At 59.7% G+C, this 16,767-nt stretch carries 16 protein-coding genes; 11 read left to right on the forward strand and 5 right to left on the reverse strand.

Going from position 1 to position 16,767, the window contains the following annotated elements; genetic code table 11:
* The first annotated feature begins 2 nt into the window (after nt 1–2).
* The 5 genes from JJQ51_RS01665 to JJQ51_RS01685 all read left to right on the forward strand — a co-directional run bounded on the left by JJQ51_RS01665 (nt 3) and on the right by JJQ51_RS01685 (nt 4,761).
* Nucleotides 3–608, forward strand: a complete 606-nt coding sequence (locus JJQ51_RS01665) for a dimethylamine monooxygenase subunit DmmA family protein (protein WP_113355709.1) — start codon at nt 3–5, stop codon at nt 606–608.
* On the forward strand, nt 605–1,570 hold the full coding sequence (locus tag JJQ51_RS01670; protein WP_145635801.1) for a PDR/VanB family oxidoreductase: 966 nt from the start codon (nt 605–607) through the stop codon (nt 1,568–1,570). The genes JJQ51_RS01665 and JJQ51_RS01670 overlap by 4 nt, the downstream gene beginning before the upstream one ends.
* Nucleotides 1,571–1,599: 29 nt before the next feature.
* Entirely contained in the window at nt 1,600–2,640 is a 1,041-nt protein-coding gene (locus tag JJQ51_RS01675; protein ID WP_269244191.1) for a heme-dependent oxidative N-demethylase family protein, read from the forward strand.
* 67 nt (nt 2,641–2,707) lie between these two features.
* Nucleotides 2,708–4,045 carry an NAD(P)-binding domain-containing protein gene (locus JJQ51_RS01680; RefSeq protein WP_269244192.1) on the forward strand — a complete coding sequence of 446 codons (1,338 nt, stop codon included), beginning with the start codon at nt 2,708–2,710 and terminating at the stop codon, nt 4,043–4,045.
* Between the two features lie 116 nt (nt 4,046–4,161).
* On the forward strand, nt 4,162–4,761 hold the full coding sequence (locus JJQ51_RS01685) for a methyl-accepting chemotaxis protein (protein WP_113355745.1): 600 nt from the start codon (nt 4,162–4,164) through the stop codon (nt 4,759–4,761).
* On the opposite strand, the gene JJQ51_RS01690 is transcribed toward JJQ51_RS01685, so the two are convergent.
* Complete coding sequence (locus JJQ51_RS01690) at nt 4,758–7,127, reverse strand: DUF1989 domain-containing protein (protein ID WP_269244193.1); 2,370 nt, start codon at nt 7,125–7,127, stop codon at nt 4,758–4,760. The genes JJQ51_RS01685 and JJQ51_RS01690 overlap by 4 nt on opposite strands.
* 39 nt (nt 7,128–7,166) lie before the next feature.
* Nucleotides 7,167–7,379: a hypothetical protein gene (locus tag JJQ51_RS01695; protein WP_152094144.1), complete on the reverse strand. Its 213-nt coding sequence runs from the start codon at nt 7,377–7,379 to the stop codon at nt 7,167–7,169.
* Here JJQ51_RS01695 and JJQ51_RS01700 point away from each other — a divergent pair.
* The gene (locus JJQ51_RS01700; protein ID WP_112724330.1) at nt 7,369–9,153 is read left to right on the forward strand and encodes an APC family permease; all 1,785 of its coding nucleotides are present in this window, start codon (nt 7,369–7,371) and stop codon (nt 9,151–9,153) included. The two genes, JJQ51_RS01695 and JJQ51_RS01700, sit on opposite strands and share 11 nt — an antisense overlap.
* Before the next feature lie 93 nt (nt 9,154–9,246).
* Here JJQ51_RS01700 and JJQ51_RS01705 read toward each other — a convergent pair whose 3' ends face one another.
* Nucleotides 9,247–10,695, reverse strand: coding sequence for an MFS transporter (locus JJQ51_RS01705; RefSeq protein ID WP_269244194.1), 1,449 nt, complete (start codon nt 10,693–10,695; stop codon nt 9,247–9,249).
* 113 nt (nt 10,696–10,808) lie between these two features.
* Between JJQ51_RS01705 and JJQ51_RS01710 the strand changes: the two genes are divergently transcribed.
* The 3 genes from JJQ51_RS01710 (at nt 10,809) to JJQ51_RS01720 (ending at nt 12,997) form a co-directional block, all read left to right on the forward strand.
* Nucleotides 10,809–11,684: a helix-turn-helix transcriptional regulator gene (locus JJQ51_RS01710; RefSeq protein ID WP_113355715.1), complete on the forward strand. Its 876-nt coding sequence runs from the start codon at nt 10,809–10,811 to the stop codon at nt 11,682–11,684.
* Nucleotides 11,685–11,985: 301 nt separating this feature from the next.
* Nucleotides 11,986–12,300, forward strand: a complete 315-nt coding sequence (locus tag JJQ51_RS01715; RefSeq protein ID WP_269244195.1) for a hypothetical protein — start codon at nt 11,986–11,988, stop codon at nt 12,298–12,300.
* Between the two features lie 463 nt (nt 12,301–12,763).
* Complete coding sequence (locus tag JJQ51_RS01720) at nt 12,764–12,997, forward strand: substrate-binding domain-containing protein (protein WP_269244355.1); 234 nt, start codon at nt 12,764–12,766, stop codon at nt 12,995–12,997.
* Nucleotides 12,998–13,034: 37 nt separating this feature from the next.
* Here JJQ51_RS01720 and JJQ51_RS01725 read toward each other — a convergent pair whose 3' ends face one another.
* Nucleotides 13,035–13,925, reverse strand: coding sequence for a LysR family transcriptional regulator (locus JJQ51_RS01725; protein WP_145635782.1), 891 nt, complete (start codon nt 13,923–13,925; stop codon nt 13,035–13,037).
* A 172-nt stretch (nt 13,926–14,097) separates the two neighbouring features.
* Between JJQ51_RS01725 and JJQ51_RS01730 the strand changes: the two genes are divergently transcribed.
* A complete protein-coding gene (locus JJQ51_RS01730; RefSeq protein WP_269244196.1) occupies nt 14,098–14,874 on the forward strand; it encodes a class I SAM-dependent methyltransferase in 777 nt (258 codons plus the stop codon).
* Nucleotides 14,875–14,884: 10 nt separating this feature from the next.
* Nucleotides 14,885–15,529 carry a pyridoxine/pyridoxamine 5'-phosphate oxidase gene (locus JJQ51_RS01735; RefSeq protein ID WP_269244197.1) on the forward strand — a complete coding sequence of 215 codons (645 nt, stop codon included), beginning with the start codon at nt 14,885–14,887 and terminating at the stop codon, nt 15,527–15,529.
* A 92-nt stretch (nt 15,530–15,621) separates the two neighbouring features.
* Here the strand turns inward: JJQ51_RS01735 and dinB are convergent, their stop codons facing one another.
* Nucleotides 15,622–16,719: a DNA polymerase IV gene (gene dinB, locus JJQ51_RS01740; protein WP_269244198.1), complete on the reverse strand. Its 1,098-nt coding sequence runs from the start codon at nt 16,717–16,719 to the stop codon at nt 15,622–15,624.
* Between the last annotated feature and the right edge of the window lie 48 nt (nt 16,720–16,767).

The raw sequence follows: 16,767 nt of genomic DNA on the forward strand, positions 1-16,767 counted from the left end.
TCATGCTTGTCGAAGGCATCAAGAGCCGACCGGTCTACAAGGGCCTCTCCATCCAGCCGCATGCCCGGCGGCATCTGTTCGCGCTGGAAGGCGAGGGGGCCAATGCTCTCCTCGACCAGGCGACCGGGCTTGACGATACCATCCTGTCGCGCAGCGAAATCCTCTATGTCGCGCGCGGCTCGCAAGGCAGGGGTCATGATGAAGCCCTGCGTGTGCTCGGCGCCGATATGTTCTTCACGGCGCCGACGATCGCGACATTGCTTTTCCGCCTGAAGGGCTCCCTTGCAACGGCGCATATGGGCACGCGGCTCTATATCGCCGGCACCGAGGGCTTTATCGGCCAGGCGATGATGGTGGCGCTCGACTACGGCATGGATCATGCCTCGATCATCACGGAGCATCGCGGTTCGCTGGCTCGCCGCGTGCAATGCGTCCACTGCAAGGGCATCACCGACGATGTCACGCACAGTCCCTTTACCTGCAGCCATTGCGGGCTTCCGCTATTAGTGCGCGACCACTATTCGCGCCGCCTCGGCGCCTTTCAGGGCGTCAACATCGATGCGGAAGAGCCCGGCACTGCGCCTGATCCCGAGGAGTTGTTCCTGTGAGCGGTGGTACGGAAATTCCGGTTCGTGTCGCGAAGGTGACGCCGGTCGCCGATCGTATCAAGCGTTTCCGCTTCGAGCGTCTCGATGGCGCGCCGATGCCTTATTTTTCCGGTGGCGCCCATGTCATCGTCTCGATGAACGATGAGGGTCATGTTCGTCGCAACGCCTATTCGCTGATGTCGCCGCCGCATGATTGCTCGGCCTATGAGATCAGCGTGCTGCGCGTCGAGGACTCGCGTGGCGGTTCCGCCTTCATGCATGAGAAAGTGAGGGAGGGTGACGAGCTCAAGGTCAGCTATCCCGTCAATCTCTTTCAGCCGGACTGGCGCGGGCGCAAGCACCTTTTGATCGCCGGCGGCATTGGCATTACGCCCTTCATCGCGATGATGCGGCAGTTCTCGCGCGAGGGCGCGAATTTCGAGCTGCATTATGCCGTGCGTTCGCTCGATCGCGGCGCCTATTGCCGCGAGCTCGTCGAGCAATACGGCTCGCAGCGGGTGAAGATCTATTGCGACGCTGATCGCAATTTCATCCCCGTCGCCCGTCTGCTCGAAAGTCAGCCGCTCGGCACGCATCTCTACGTATGCGGTCCGGCCGGCATGATCGACGGCGTATTGAAAACGGGCATCGAGGCCGGTTGGCCGGAACAGAACTTGCATTCCGAACGCTTCCTGTCGTCGCAGCCTGGCAAGCCCTTTTCCATCAAGCTGACGCGGTCGGGTAAGACCGTTCACGTCGGCCATCACGAAAGCATGCTGGAAGCAATCGAGGCTGCCGGCATCGATGCGCCCTTCCTCTGTCGCGGCGGCGCCTGCGGACAGTGTGAGACGGCTGTTGCCGTCTGCGACGGCAAGCTTCTGCATAATGACGTCTATCTGAGCGATGAAGAAAAGGCCTCTGGCCGAAAGGTGATGATCTGCGTCTCCCGCTTCGAGGGAAGCGCGCTGCATCTCGACCTCTAAGCATTCGGCCGATATCCAGGAGAATGGGCATGGCAATCGCCTTCAAGCAGGAAACGTTTCGGGACGACTTTACCTACCGCAACAGTCCGGAAAATATCCGGCGTTTTCCGTTCCCCTTCGATCGCGACGAATACATGTATTCGGTCAACATGGAACCGCATGTGAAGGGGAGGAAGAATACGGTCTTTGAAAACCTCATCGACGTCGATGAGCATTATGTCGCCGAGATGCATGACCGGGCTCTGGTGCTGAAGGAAGATCCCCTACGCTATCAGGCGCTGCCGCACATGATGACGGCGCAATGGGACACGTTGGAACTGCTAATGGAAGAGCAGGCTGCCGGCTATCCCGAACATTTCGCGCTCACCAGGAATGGCGATCAATGGCGCTGGATCAATAGGCCGCTCGGCATAGACGACACCTTCACCTTCGGCGATGCGTCCACGTTGCCTTACGAACCCTTCGAATACATCACCCGCCAGGCGCAGGGTGATTTCTGCATCGTCGACCAGCGTGACGGCAATCTCTGGATGGATGCCGGCATGGTGACGACCCAGGCCGACTGGTCGCTCGATTTCGATATCGGCATGAATTTCATGGAGTGGCACGGGCCGGTGCCGCTCGCCCATCAGATCGGCGTCTTCGACCGCGCGCTGAAATTCCTCTTGAACCTGCAGCAGGGCAAGCCGACGCGCCGGTTCAACTGGACGATGACAATCAATCCGCGCCTCGATACCAGCCCCGAAAACTACCCGAAATGGGGTCCGGATCGCACCACCGTGACGCCCGAGAATGTCGGCGAGAAGGTGCACCTGCGTGTGGAATTGCAAAGCCTATGGCGCCTGCCGCGCTCGAACGCCATTCTCTTCGTCATCCGCTGTTATCTGATGAACATGAATGAGCTCGTGACCGTGCCGAAATGGGCGCGCCGTTTCCCGCGCGTGCTGAAAACCCTGCCGCCGGAGCTCATCGACTACAAGGGCCTGACGCGCTTCCGCCAGACCACGATCGACTGGCTATCGAAATATGACGACGGCGCCCCGACCAGTCCCGGCATTTTTCCGGATTGATGCCGACACGGCGCGAAACGACTGCATGCGATAAGAACTTCGACATAATCGAGAAGGGGAATGCCACATGACACGAGTTGCCGTTATCGGTGCCGGCCCTTCGGGCCTTGCCCAGCTAAGGGCCTTTCAATCGGCCACGAAGAAGGGTGCTGATATCCCGGAAGTCGTCTGCTTTGAAAAGCAGGCGGATTGGGGCGGCCTTTGGAACTATACCTGGCGCACGGGCCTCGATGAATATGGCGAGCCGGTGCATGGCAGCATGTATCGCTATCTATGGTCGAACGGCCCGAAGGAATGCCTGGAATTTGCCGATTATTCCTTCGAGGAGCATTTCGGCAAGCCGATCGCCTCCTATCCGCCGCGTGCCGTGCTCTGGGACTATATCAAGGGCCGCGTCGAAAAGGCTGACGTGCGCAAATGGGTGCGCTTCAGCACGCCGGTGCGCATGGTGCGCTTCGATGAAGAGACGAAGAAGTTCACGGTAACCGCGCATGATCGTCCTCAGGACCGGATGTATGACGAGGTGTTCGACTATGTCGTCGTTGCCTCTGGTCATTTCTCGACGCCGAACGTGCCCTATTTCGAAGGGGTGAAGACCTTCAACGGCCGCGTGCTGCATGCCCACGATTTTCGCGATGCGCTGGAGTTCAAGGGCAAGGACGTGTTGCTCGTCGGCCGCAGCTATTCGGCCGAGGATATCGGCTCGCAATGCTGGAAATACGGGGCAAAGTCGGTGACGACGAGCTATCGCTCCAAGCCGATGGGCTTCAAATGGCCTGAGAATTTCGAGGAGCGGCCGCTGTTGACGCGTCTTGAAAACAAGACGGCCTATTTCCTCGATGGCTCATCGAAGGATGTCGACGCGCTAATCCTCTGCACAGGCTATCAGCACCATTTCCCCTTCCTGCCGGATGATCTTCGGCTGAAGACGGCAAATCGCCTCTGGGCTGACCACCTCTACAAGGGTGTGATCTTCGATAAGAATCCGCAGCTCTTCTATATCGGCATGCAGGATCAGTTCTACACCTTCAACATGTTCGACGTGCAGGCTTGGTGGGCGCGCGATGTCATGATGGGCCGCATCAAGCTGCCGCCCGAAGCGGAACTGCAGGCGAACTTCGACAAGTGGCGCGCCCGCGAGGAAACGCTTGAGGATGCCGAGCAGATGATTTGGTATCAGGGCGACTATGTGAAGGAGTTGCTCGCCGAGACCGATTATCCGAGCTTCGATATCGAAGGCACGAACAGGACCTTCATGGAATGGGAGCATCACAAGGCGGAAAACATCATGGGCTTCCGCGACCACGCCTACCGCTCACTGATGACCGGCACCATGTCGCCGACACATCATACGCCCTGGGTTGACGCGCTCGACGATTCCATGGAGGAATATCTGCGCAATTGATCCATGCTCACTTCCCCACCTGACCGGCAAGGGAGGCGTCGAGCAGCCCTTGCCGGATTTTTATGTGATGAGACGAAACGAGTTCATCCGCAACTTTCTTTTCGGGCATGGCTTCCATGGATTTCCAGACAAGCGTTCTCGGCCGTATGGCCGGTTTCCTTTATCGCTGTAGGGCGGACGAAAGCTATACGATGCTTGAGATGACCGACGGCATCGAGCGCATCTTCGGCTATCCCGCTGACGAGATTATCGGCAACCGTTCGCGAACCTTCACTTCGATCATGTGCGAAGAGGATATCCCGCTCATGGATGAGCTTGTCGGCAAGGCTTTGGAAAGTCACACCGACTGGACGATGGAGTATCGCATACGTCATCGCGACGGCCATTTCCTCTGGGTAACGGAAACGGGCGGCGGCGTATGGGACGAGGCCGGGGAGCTTCTTTATCTCGAAGGCAGTATCCTGAATATCGAATCGCTCTATCGTCGCCTCGACGAGCAGACCGCGGGCATGCGGGTCACGGCATCGAAGACCAACGAAATTCTGCAGTCGCTGCGCTACTTGAAGCTGCTTGCCGTCAATGCCGGCATCGAGGCTGCAAGAGCAGGCACGGCCGGATCTGGTTTTGCGGTGCTGGCGGCAGAGATGCGCACGCTTGCCAACTCCTCGGAAGAGGCGGCGCGTGCGATCTCGGCCGCGCAGAAGAAGTCGGATTAAGATCGCGGCCGCGTCTTCTGCGGATCGTAGTGAGAAAGCGGCACGATGACAGCCGGAAGCCGCTTCTGCTGGCCATCCAACTTCCCGATCTCGACCTTGGTTCCGACAGCGGCATGCGTGACGTCGACGCGGGCAAGCGCGATGGTCTTGCCGAGGATTGGCGACCGCGTGGCGCTGGTGATCACGCCGATCTGCGCGCGGCCGATATGGATGCAATCGCCGGGTCCGACGGCTTCATTGGCCTCGATGTCCAGCCCGACCATCAGATGGCGAGGATTTTCCTTTCGTGGCACCAATGCTTCGCGCCCAATGAAATCATCCTGCTTGGATTTTAACGGCACGGTGAAGCCGATACCGGCCTCGAAGGGATCAGTCTGGTCGTCGAATTCGTGATGGGCAAAGACCAGACCGGCCTCGATACGCACCATGTCGAGCGCCTCGAGTCCCATCGGCTTCAGACCATGGGGTTCACCGGCTTTCCAGACAGCGTCAAAGACTGTTACCGCATCCTTCGGATGGCAGAAGATTTCGTAGCCGAGCTCGCCGGTATAGCCGGTACGCGAGACGACGACCGGTGCTCCCTCGAAATGGCCGATGCGGCCGACGGTGAAGCGGAACCATTCCAGCTCGCCGATCGTTGGTTGGCGCGGTGCCGTCCAGATGATCTCCTTGAGAATGTCGCGGCTCTTCGGGCCTTGCAGGGCGATGTTGTGCATCTGATCGGTAGATGAGCGGACCCAGGCTTTGAAGCCTTTCTTCTCCGCCTGCTCGCGCAGCCAGATGCCGCTATAGTCATCGCCGCCGATCCAGCGGAAGTTCTTGTCGCCAAGACGGAACAGCGTGCCATCGTCGATCATGCCGCCATGTTCGTAGCACATGGCGGAGTAGACGACCTGACCGGTCGAGAGCTTACGCACGTCGCGCGTCAGGCAATATTGCAGCAATTCCTCGGCATCCGGCCCTGTCACCTCGAACTTGCGCAGCGGCGAAAGGTCGATGACGACGGCGCGTTCGCGACAGGCCCAGTATTCCTCGACCGGGCCTTCCGAGGAGAAGCGGTTCGGCAGCCAGAAGCCGCGATATTCGGTGTAGTCGCGCGTCATCGCGGAAAGGCGCGGGTGGAACGCGGTTTCCCGCGTCAGTTCTGGGTCGGCGTCTGGGGTCATGCGATAGGCCACCGCTCGTGTGAATTTCTCTTTGCCGGAAAAGGTGCGCACATGGATATCAGTCGGATCCCAGCCATTGGCCGCGTCGATGTCATCGGGACAGGATGAGGAGACACAGACAAGATCCGTCAGGGCGCGCATCAGGACGTAATCGCCGGGCCTGGACCAGGGCTCGTCGAGATAGAGCTGGTTATTGTGATCGACATTGGTGTTGTAGAAATAGTTGAGTGCTTCCCAGCCCTTTCGGCCGGCAATACCGTAGGGCGCGAGCGCCGCGTTGAAATTGTCGGTGCAGTTCACGTGGCCGGGATAGCCCATGTCGTCGTAGTAGCGGGAATTGCAGGCTGTCGCGAAGGCATCGTGGCGGCCAACCGTGTCCTGCACGATTTCCACCAACGGCTCGAAATCACGGTCAAAGGCCTTGGAGGGAAGGCCGGGCGCTGGATAGCTGCGGCCGAGCAGGGTACGGGTCACTGTAGAATCGAGCGCAAGGTCGAGGCCTTTGTCGACCTTGCGTGCGGAGAAGGCCTGGAAATCGGTGCATTGCCGGCCATAGACATCGATGATCTGAATATATTCGCCGGCGCGGACGAAATAGGCCGAAGCGGTTGCCGCCTGGATGCGGATGTCCTCGATCGGATCGGCAAGCGGTTCGGGCAGCGCCGAGGCATAGTCTCGCAGGATCGTCGTGCGGCGTATTGTGAGCTCGACGGGCGTTGCCGTATCCTGCGCCTCCGGCGACATGGTCGTTCCCGGTGCGCAGGCGATCAGCAGACCTTTGGTCGCGATGGTGAATTCCGCCGTGCTGCCGGCAGGAGATGACCCGCCGAAAAGGTGCAATGCTGTCGCGGACGCCATGTCTGCTCCGCGCCGTTCCAGCGCTGTCCTGACGCGAGCCGCACTTTCATTTCCCGAGGAAAGAATGGTTTTCAGACCTGTCGCTTCGCCGGTGAATGCCGACCCCAGTCCCGCGGATTGAAAGCGGCCCTTCTCGTCGAGGAAGGTGAGCTCGCAGATCTGGCCACCTTCGCTATCCGTTACCAAAACCCGATCGCCAGGCTCGACGCGCACGACCAGCGACCCCCCGCCCTTGCAGCGATAGCGTTCTGTATCTTGCGGCAAGGCTGGAATGCCTGGATAGCGAATGATGCTCGCCGAGATCGGCCGTATTCCGGCGGTCGGCGGATGGAGTTCTCGCATTAAACCCTCTCGGGAAATGAGGCGTGTCAAACACGGTAATCATGCTGACAAAATGCCATCCGAAAGTAAAGGGATATTGACTAAAAAGAAAATATCTTCACTATGCATAAAGGGCATGTATCTGGAAACCGCGCGCAGACTCGGCTCATGAAAACCTCCAGCAAGCCCCGCAATGCCATGGGAGGCACGTTCAGGGAGACGTACGAGAGATACGTCCGGAACAAAATGGGGAATATCACCAATGACTGACATCGTGGACGCCGGCGCTCCCGCCGGCACCGAAGGTAAGCTTATACGCGCGCTGGACTGGAAGGGCGCGTTCTGGGTGGCTGCGGGCGTGCCGCCACTTGTTCTCTTCTCCATCGGCGGCATCGCCGGCACCACGGGCAAACTTGCCTTCGTCGTGTGGATCATCTCGATGATCATGGGTTTCCTGCAATCCTTCACCTATGCCGAGATTGCCGGCATGTTCGGCAACAAGTCCGGAGGCGCCTCGGTCTATGGTGCGACCGCCTGGCTGCGCTATTCGAAATTCATCGCGCCGCTCTCGGTCTGGTGCAACTGGTTTGCCTGGTCGCCGGTGCTGTCCCTCGGCTGCGCCATCGCGGCTGGTTATATCCTCAATGCCTTCTTCCCCATTCCGGCGGCGGATTCGCAGGCTGTGCTGAGCTGGATCAGCGCCCATGCGACATCGATCACCGCCGACAGCCCGCGTGTCGCCGAATACATCGCGGCCCATGCCGGTACATCTCCTGACGATGCGGTAAAAGCGCTGCTCAGCGCCGATGGCGTTGCAGCTTTTACGCCGGCCATCCGCAACTGGTCTCTCGTCAGCTTCAACATTCCCTTCCTCGCAACCGCCAATATCAATGCCACCTTCTTCATCGGCGGCATCCTGATGCTGATCATTTTCGCGATCCAGCATCGCGGCATTTCCGAGACGGCGAGCGTGCAGAAGTGGCTGGCGATCATCGTGCTGGTGCCGCTGCTCATCATCGGTGTCTATCCGATCGTCAGCGGCCAGATCCTCTCCGCCAATGTGACCGGCCTGCTGCCGCCGACGGCTGCCTATGCCGCGACCGACGGTACCTGGAGCAATGGCGGCTGGACGCTTTTCCTCGGCGGCCTCTATATCGCCGCCTGGTCGACCTATGGCTTCGAAACGGCGGTGTGCTACACGCGCGAACTGAAGAACCCGAAGACGGATACGTTCAAGGCGATCTTCTACTCGGGCCTTGCCTGCTGCATCTTCTTCTTCCTAGTGCCCTTCGCCTTCCAGGGCGTGCTCGGGCATGCCGGGATGCTGGCACCTGGCATCGTTGATGGCACCGGCGTTGCTGAAGCGCTCGGGGGCCTGATCGGCGCTGGCCGGATCGTAACGCAATTGCTCGTCATCCTGATGATCTTGGCACTGTTCCTGGCGATCATGACGGCGATGGCCGGCTCCTCGCGCACCCTCTATCAGGGCTCGAAGGACGGCTGGCTGCCGAAATATCTCGACCATGTGAACGAGAACGGCGCGCCGACGAGAGCGATGTGGACGGACTTTGCCTTCAATCTCTTTCTTCTCGCCATCGCGTCGGACACGAGCGGTTATTTCTTCGTGCTCGCCGTCTCCAACGTCGGATATATCATCTTCAATTTCCTCAACCTCAATTCGGGCTGGATCCACCGCATGGACTCCGGCCATGTCGAGCGTCCGTGGAAGGCGCCGTCCTGGCTTATCGGCCTCAATACCGTCCTCGCCTTCGTCAATGCGCTCTTCCTTGGCGCCGGCGCCAAGGTTTGGGGTTATGCCAATGCGCTCTGGATCGGCTTTGCCTTCGCGGCTCTCATCCTGCCGGTCTTTGCCTACAGGCATTATGTTCGCGATGGCGGCAAGTTCCCGGTCGGCGCCATGGATGATCTTGGTCTGGTCGGCCAGGATCTGGGTGTCAGGAAGGCGGGTATTCTACCCTATCTGGCGCTTGCCGGCGGTCTTGCCATCGTGCTGATCGCCAATTGGTTCTTCCAGCTGCCGGCATAACGGCATCTGGTCGAAGACGAGATTCATGCTCGAAAGTCCGGCCTGGTCACAGGCCGGACTTTGCTATGGGATCGACTGATCCGGACCTTCCGATCATTCGGGCGCGACGATGAGGGCGTCGATCTCGGCTTCTTCAGGTCGGCTGCGCTGCCGTGCCAGCCGCAGAAGCGTGGCCGCCAGCAGGATCGCCATCAGCCCCAGCTCGACGGCGATCGCCGTGACTCCAGCGGAGAGATAGGCACTGGAATATTGCAGCACCTGGGCAAATACGGCCCCGAGGATCGCAGGCCCAAGACCCAACGACACCTGCTGCATGGTTGCGAGCATCGCGCTGCCGGCGCCGGCATGTTCATGCGGCACGTCCGCCAGCCCCAGCCGATAGAAGGTGTTGACGATCAGTGCCTGACCGAAGCCGATCAAGATCGTGGATGGGATAAGGTTGATGACTCCCGGCCGCGGCCAGACCGTTTCGAGCGTCACGATGAGGAGCGTAAGCCCGCTCATCTGAATCACGCAGCCCATCGCCAACATGAGTTCCCGGCGTATATTCGCTAGGCGAGGTGTGACGAAAGCGGCCGAGACGAAATAGGAGCCGCCGAGCGCGATCAAGGCATTGCCTGACTGCAGCGGCGTCAGCCCGGCGCCCGCCTGCAAGGTAAGGGCGAAGACGAACATGAAGCCGCTCCAGCACGTGAAGAAGAGTATGGCGATCAGCCCTCCGAAGCGCATGCTGGAGATGCGCGTGAGCGACGGCGGCAGGATCGGGAAGGCGCCGCGCGCCTCCTTGCCGCGCTCGATGCGCCAAAGAAGTGCCACCAGTGGCAGGATCGGCACGAAGCCGAGCAGGCAAAGCCAATTCCAGTGGAGCGACGGACCGAGCGCGGTCGGCAGCAGGACCGAGAGCGTCAGCAGCGCCAACGTGATCATGCCTGACCAGTCGACCGGAACCCTGCCTTGCCCACGCGTTTCTGGAACATGGCGCCACACGCAGAGCAAGATCAGGATGCAAACAGGCAGATTGATGAGAAAGATGCTGCGCCAGCCGGAGCCGGCAATATCCGCCGAGATCAGGAAGCCACCGAGAACCTGACCGATGATGAAAGCGATGCCGCCGATCGCGCTATAGAGCGAGACGGCGCGGGCGTGATCGCGTCCCGTCAGGCTGACATGGATGGTCGCCAATACCTGCGGGACCATGAGTGCGGCCGCAATTCCCTGCAGTGCGCGCGCAACGATGAGGAAGGTGACTGATGTCGCCACACCGCATAACAGGGAGGCGAGGCAGAACAATAGGACGGCCAGGCCGAACATGCGTCTGCGGCCGAAATTGTCGCCGAGGCGCGCACCCATGGCGAGGCAGACGGCAAAGGCGACGCCATAGGCGGCGACGAAAAGTTCAAGTTCGGTCTCGCCGGCCTGCAGGGAGGCGGAGATGGCGGCGAGGCCGACATTGATGATGGAAAAATCGAGCTGCAGCAGCAATTGCCCGGCCAGCAGGATCAGCAGGCCGAACTGGCCAAGCCGGATTGGTGCGGATGACATTGGGGACCTCAAAGCATTTCCAAAACTGAGTCCACAGCGTTCTACACCTATGTTAAACTGGTACAAGATACCTGATTAGACTGGTATAAGAAGTGTCAGGCTGGAGAATGGAAATGCACGGCACACTCGATATCGTCCCCAATCCAATGCTTTCGCGGGCACAGGAACTCGGCGAGATGTTGCGAAGACGGCGGGAATCCCTTGACCCGCAAAGATTGGGACTCGGTCGGGCAGGGCGGATTCGTACACCCGGATTGCGGCGGGAAGAAGTGGCGTCACGTGCCGATATCGGCATCACCTGGTACACCAAGCTGGAGCAGGGCCGCCCGATCCGCGTGTCGCCGCGCGTGCTTCTCTCCGTCGCGCATGCTTTGGAATTCAACGAAGTGGAGACGGAGCATCTTTTCAGACTGGCTAATCTGCCGGTCCCGCCTCGCCTCGAAAATCCGCGCGTTTGCGAGCCGCTCACCGAGGCAAGCCAGCGCATTCTCGATCATCTCTGTCCCTATCCGGCTCTTATCCAGACGAAACGCTACAATATACGTGGCTTCAACGAGGCCTATCGCCGCCTCGTCGGCGTCGATCTCGATGCCGTCCCGCCCGAGGACCGGAACTGCATCTATCTGTCCCTCGTCAATCCTGCCTGGCGCGCGAGCCAGGCCGATCCTGACGAGATGCTGGCTAACATGGCAGCGCTGTTTCGTGCCTCCATGGCGGAGCATCTCGACGATCCGAGCTGGGAGCGGCAATTGGAACGCTATATGAGCGCTTCGGACCAATTTCGCATGGTGTGGGATCGCTATCAGCTCAAAGGCATCGAGAATACCGTCAAGCGTTTCCGGCTGGCGGATGGCACTATTCTGGCGCTGCAATCCAACAATTGGTGGGCAAGCCCCAGCAATGACGACCGCATGATCGTCTATACACCCGTCGACGAAGCCGGGGCGGAGAAGCTGAACGCGATGATGAAGCGCAGGCGGACTTGCTGAGCGGTAAAGCCGGCAGAACCCCATGGGATCGATCACCACGAATGAACTGGCGGCAGTTTCCGCCCGTTCGTTGGGCATTGCGCGTCCCGACACTGTCAAAAATGGACGTAGGCTTTAAACGGCAGCCTGCCTAACGTGCCGGCAGCAGACATAAGCAATGGCCGGTTTGGCTGGCGGCTTGCCGTCAAGGATCGCCCGTCGCGCGGAGCTGAAGTAACGGACTGCATAGTATCAGAGTAGTTTCACTTGCAAGAGCGAGTCCATCTGTGGTGTCGCAGTAGCAGTGGTCCTCGAAGGAGGCATGATGGAACGCTTTCGCCACCTTATAGGAGGCAGCCTATCGCCGAAGCAAGTCGCCACACTCCAAAAGGTGCTGGACAACGTCACCAGTCAGCCCTGGTTCGATAACAGCGAGCATTGCCGTAACGCGCTGGCCGGGCGGCTGACCTTTCTCATAAAAATTGGAATAGAAAACACCGCGCATCTCCAAACCATCGGTGTTTGCTGGGCGGTTAATGATTTCAACCGCGATGTGATGAAAACGAATCGAAGGAAGCCGGCCGAGATGATGGGGATAGGGAAGGCCGAACAGCTTCGACTTGAGGATTACCGGTAATGTTTGCATCCCGAGTCCGGCCTCAACGGACATCTCGCTAAAATTTCGACGTGCCGCCGCAGAGCGCGATTTCATTTGTATAGCGAGCTTAAACAGCGTGCGCTTCGCGCCTAAAGCACGGATTCCGCATCCGATTCCGAAAGGGGTAGGATCTGCTCGCCCCGCTGCCTGCCGATACGCAGGCGATCCGCGGCAATCGGACCGGCCTGATCTTCCAGGACTCGTCCGAAAGCCTCAATCCACGCCTGCGTATCGGTCAGGCATCGCCGAATCGATTATTGCCCACGGGCTAGCAAGCGCTTCGCAGGCAAAGGATCGCGGCGGCGATCTTCTCGAACGGATCGGCCTTTCGGCCTCGGTGGCGGATTGCTTTCCGAGCGGCGCAAGGTGCGACGCATCTCCAACGAGGAGATAGGGAGCCGTTCCGCGCAACTAATTATCGGGCAAGCGCGGCGGCTATCTGATTGCCGATGGCGTCGTCGATCTGATGATGAGCTATTCTTCGAACGCGCGTCTTCTGGCAGGGGATCCGGCTTTCAGCGTCATCGACATACCCGACGAGTTTCAGCCGCTTATCGAATACGGCATGGCAATTCGTAAGGGCGCTGATGATGAAACAAGGTCTCTGCAGGACTTCCTGCTATCGGAGACCGGGCAGGAGATTCTCAACAAGGCCGGGTTTTCTCCGGTCGATTAGTCTCCAAGGCAGATGGTGGCCAAGGTCTTTTCAAGCATCAGCCAGTCGGCGGCGTGCTGGAGCGCGTGTAGACCTCCGCCTCATTCTGCAGCCATTCGCAGAAGAGAACGGATTTTCGGTTCCGACGGGCGCGGCGCAGTGCTACATATTCGTGGCCGCTTTCCAGAAAGCCATATGGCGCCATCAGCCGGCCGAAACGGATGTCGTCACTGACATAGGGCCAGGGGGCGACGCAGACACCGAGGCCGGCGCTCGCAGCCTCCAGCATGAAGTAGAAATGCTCGTATTCGACGCGCGGTCCCGTGGCGACCGATCTCTCCGATCGGGCAAGCCAGTCGCCCCATGCGCGCAGCCTTGTGCGCGTATGAAGCTGGGGCAGGCCATCGAACTCTGGCGTTGACGCGGCAAAGAGCGATGGCGCGAGCACCGCGCCGGTTTGCTCCGGAAACAGGAAAATCACATCGGCGCCGGAAGGCCATGGCGCGCTTCCGACGCGGATTGCCACATCGAAGCCGTCGCGGCTGAAATCGACGGGCTTTGAAGAGGCCGACAGGCGCACTTCTATGTTGGGGTATTTCGCCTGAAACCGATAGAGGCGGGGAATGAGCCAGCGCATCGTAAAAGTGCCGGGGCAGGAGACGTCGAGCTGACCGTCTTCCGTATCGGCTACGGCTCGCACCGACAGATCCATCTGGTCGAATGCGCCCGTCAGCCCGGTCAACAGGGTCATCCCGCCTTCAGTCAATCTCAGCCGGTTTTTCGGTCCTTCGAACAAGGGAACGCCAAGTACCTCCTCCAGATGCTGAATCTGCCTGCTGACGGCGCTGTGCGTCACATTGAGCTCGTCTGCCGCAAGCGTCATGCGTCCGAGCCGGCCGGCCGCTTCGAAGGCGCGCAGCGCATTCAGGGAGGGCAATCGTCTAGTCATGTGCATTTTCCGAACATTGACTGTTCGAACATATCGTTTTTCTTCCGTGAAAATAACATGTTTTTTGATGCCGAGAGAAATGGACAGCGTATTCATCGAACAATGACGCGACGATGCAATGGCATTTTCACGTCCGGCGAAGCCTTGTCCGACGAAGCAACGGAGATATGAAGTGCAAGGCAGATATCAGGACGGCAGTGCGGGCGATGCGAATTACGGCGTGATCGGATCGGGCTATACCAATTATCGTCAGCCGGACCCCCATATAGCCGAATTCATCCGCGCCGCTCTCGGCGATGCGAAAACCGTGTTGAATGTCGGTGCCGGCGCAGGCTCCTATGAGCCGGTCGACCGACAGGTGACGGCCGTCGAGCCGTCTGCGTCCATGCGCGCCCAACGACCGGCGCATCTCCCGGTCGCGATTGACGGAACGGCGGAACATCTTCCTTTTGCCGACCGGAGTTTCGATGCGGCAATGGCGACCTTCACGGTGCATCAATGGTCTGATCTCGACCGAGGGCTTGCCGAGATGCGGCGCGTTACCCGGGGCCCTGTCCTGGTGTTGAGCTGCGATCCGCATCTGCTGGAACGGTCGTGGCTACACACCTATGCGCCTGAAATGATTGCGGTCGAGGCACGACGTTATCCGGAGATAGGCAGGATCGCGACCGCACTCGGCGGCAATGTGGAGATCAAGGCGGTGCCGATCCCGTTGAACTGCGTCGATGGCTTCGGCGAAGCCTATTATGGCAGGCCGGAACGAATGCTTGATCCCGGCGCGCGGCTTGCCAATTCGGCATGGAGCTTTGTCGATGCCTCCGTTGGCGAGCGTTTTGTCGCCGAGCTCGGCCGTGATCTCACCGACGGATCCTGGGATCGCCGTTATGGCGCCCTCCGCACGCAGCCATTCTTCGAAGGCTCGCTGCGTCTCATTATCGCAAAACCATAAGGAGAGTGCCGTGAGAGACGAATTGCGCGTACTCAAGTCCCTGCCCGGGCCGTTTCCATCGTTCGAGGCGGATTTGACACCCGACAATCCGCGAGACCTGTTTTCCGACTGGCTGCGCGATGCCATCGAGGCTGATATCAAGGAGCCGCATGCCATGGTGCTTTCCACGATCGACGAGGATGGCGCACCGGATGCTCGTGTTCTCATCCTGAAGAACCTCGACCAGCGTGGCTGGCACTTCGCAACATCAGGCAGGGGGCCGAAGGGCCGACAGATTGCCGCCAATCCCTCTGTGTCACTCACCTTCTATTGGCCGCAGCTCGGACGGCAGGTGCGATTGCGCGGAATTGCGTTTCAGGCCGAGGCGCATGAGCGCTGTGCCGATTTCCGTGCACGCGCGCCGGGCGCCAAGGCGATTGCCCTGACCGAGCGGCAGAGCGAGGTTCTGGGTTCGTCGCAGGAGCTCGATGACGCATTGGCACTGCAGCATCGGCGGTTGCGGGACGAGCCCGATCTTGTTTCTGCAAATTGGGCGCTTTTCATCGTCATGCCGCATGAGGTCGAATTCTGGCAGGGCGATTCAGAGCGCCGTCACCATCGCTTGCGATATCGACGTGAAAAGGCGGGCTGGCTGAAGGAGCGGCTCTGGCCTTGATGATTTTCGCTTTGATGGCCGCGGTTGTCCGTTTCTGCTGCTTTCGGCGGAAAGATTAGACAGCCATTGTGACCGCTGAGGATCAGCATCCCTCAGATGCCGAGATCGAGCTGGGGCTGTAAGCTCCCATCGCCGGCTTCTTCGTTCGTCAAAGACGAAAGCGTGATGCCCAGCAGCCGGATTGGCCGCGTGAACGGGTGGACGGTTGCCAGAAGCGCCGACGCGGTATCCAGGACCGCGCCGACACCGGCGACCGGCAGGGAGCTTGTCCGACTGCGTGTCGCCTGGGTAAAGTCCGAATATTTGATCTTCACGGTCACCGTCTTGGCGCTGAAACCGCCTGTTTCGCAGTAGCGCCAAACCTTCTGCGCAAGCGGCCGCAGTTCCGCCGTCGCCAGCTCTAGATCGTCGATATCCTCAACGAATGTGTCTTCTGCGCCTATGGATTTGCGAACCCGGTCCGGCTTTACCTGGCGCTCGTCGATGCCGCGGGCGATACCGTAGAAATAAGGGCCTGCCTTTCCAAAATGCTCCTGCAGGAAGGCGAGCGATTTCGATTTCAGATCTAGTCCGGTTTCGATCCCATATTTGTGCATCCGCTCGGCTGTCGCCGGCCCGACGCCATGGAATTTCTTGACGGGAAGCGTTTCGACGAAGGCCGGGCCATTCCTTGGCGTAATGACCGCCTGGCCGTTCGGCTTGTTGAGGTCGCTTGCCATTTTGGCGAGGAATTTGTTGTAGGAAATGCCGGCCGAAGCATTGAGGCCGGTGACCTGCTTGATCTTGCTCCGGATCTCCAGCGCGATCTCGGTGGCGATTTCCATCCCCTTGTGGTTCTGGGTGACGTCGAGATAGGCCTCGTCGAGCGACAGCGGCTCGATCATCGAAGTATATTCGGCAAAGATCTCGCGGATCTGCTGCGACACCGCCCTGTAGACGTCAAAGCGCGGCGGCACGAAAATCAGGTCCGGACATTTGCGTTTTGCGGTAACCGAAGGCATCGCCGAGTGAACGCCGAAGGCACGGGCCTCGTAGCTTGCGGCCGCCACGACGCCGCGTGCAGCCGACCCGCCGACCGCAAGCGGCTTGCCGCGCAGCTCCGGATTGTCCCGCTGCTCGACCGATGCATAGAATGCATCCATATCGACATGGATGATCTTCCGGACAGTGGTCGAGCTGGTGTCGTTCATGGCGGTCTCGGTCATTACACAGTAGGTTCAGCGCGGTCCGTTATTGCG

The organism is Rhizobium sp. AG207R, assembly GCF_027109195.1.
Classification (GTDB): domain Bacteria; phylum Pseudomonadota; class Alphaproteobacteria; order Rhizobiales; family Rhizobiaceae; genus Rhizobium; species Rhizobium dioscoreae.

Coding starts and splice junctions, on each gene's coding strand:
- JJQ51_RS01665 (WP_113355709.1), top strand. CDS start 3: ATGCTTGTCGAAGGCATCAAGAGCCGACCGGTCTACAAGGGCCTCTCC.
- JJQ51_RS01675 (WP_269244191.1), top strand. CDS start 1,600: ATGGCAATCGCCTTCAAGCAGGAAACGTTTCGGGACGACTTTACCTAC.
- JJQ51_RS01680 (WP_269244192.1), top strand. CDS start 2,708: ATGACACGAGTTGCCGTTATCGGTGCCGGCCCTTCGGGCCTTGCCCAG.
- JJQ51_RS01685 (WP_113355745.1), top strand. CDS start 4,162: ATGGATTTCCAGACAAGCGTTCTCGGCCGTATGGCCGGTTTCCTTTAT.
- JJQ51_RS01690 (WP_269244193.1), bottom strand. CDS start 7,127: ATGCGAGAACTCCATCCGCCGACCGCCGGAATACGGCCGATCTCGGCG.
- JJQ51_RS01700 (WP_112724330.1), top strand. CDS start 7,369: ATGACTGACATCGTGGACGCCGGCGCTCCCGCCGGCACCGAAGGTAAG.
- JJQ51_RS01695 (WP_152094144.1), bottom strand. CDS start 7,379: ATGTCAGTCATTGGTGATATTCCCCATTTTGTTCCGGACGTATCTCTC.
- JJQ51_RS01705 (WP_269244194.1), bottom strand. CDS start 10,695: ATGTCATCCGCACCAATCCGGCTTGGCCAGTTCGGCCTGCTGATCCTG.
- JJQ51_RS01710 (WP_113355715.1), top strand. CDS start 10,809: ATGCACGGCACACTCGATATCGTCCCCAATCCAATGCTTTCGCGGGCA.
- JJQ51_RS01715 (WP_269244195.1), top strand. CDS start 11,986: ATGATGGAACGCTTTCGCCACCTTATAGGAGGCAGCCTATCGCCGAAG.
- JJQ51_RS01725 (WP_145635782.1), bottom strand. CDS start 13,925: ATGACTAGACGATTGCCCTCCCTGAATGCGCTGCGCGCCTTCGAAGCG.
- dinB (WP_269244198.1), bottom strand. CDS start 16,719: ATGAACGACACCAGCTCGACCACTGTCCGGAAGATCATCCATGTCGAT.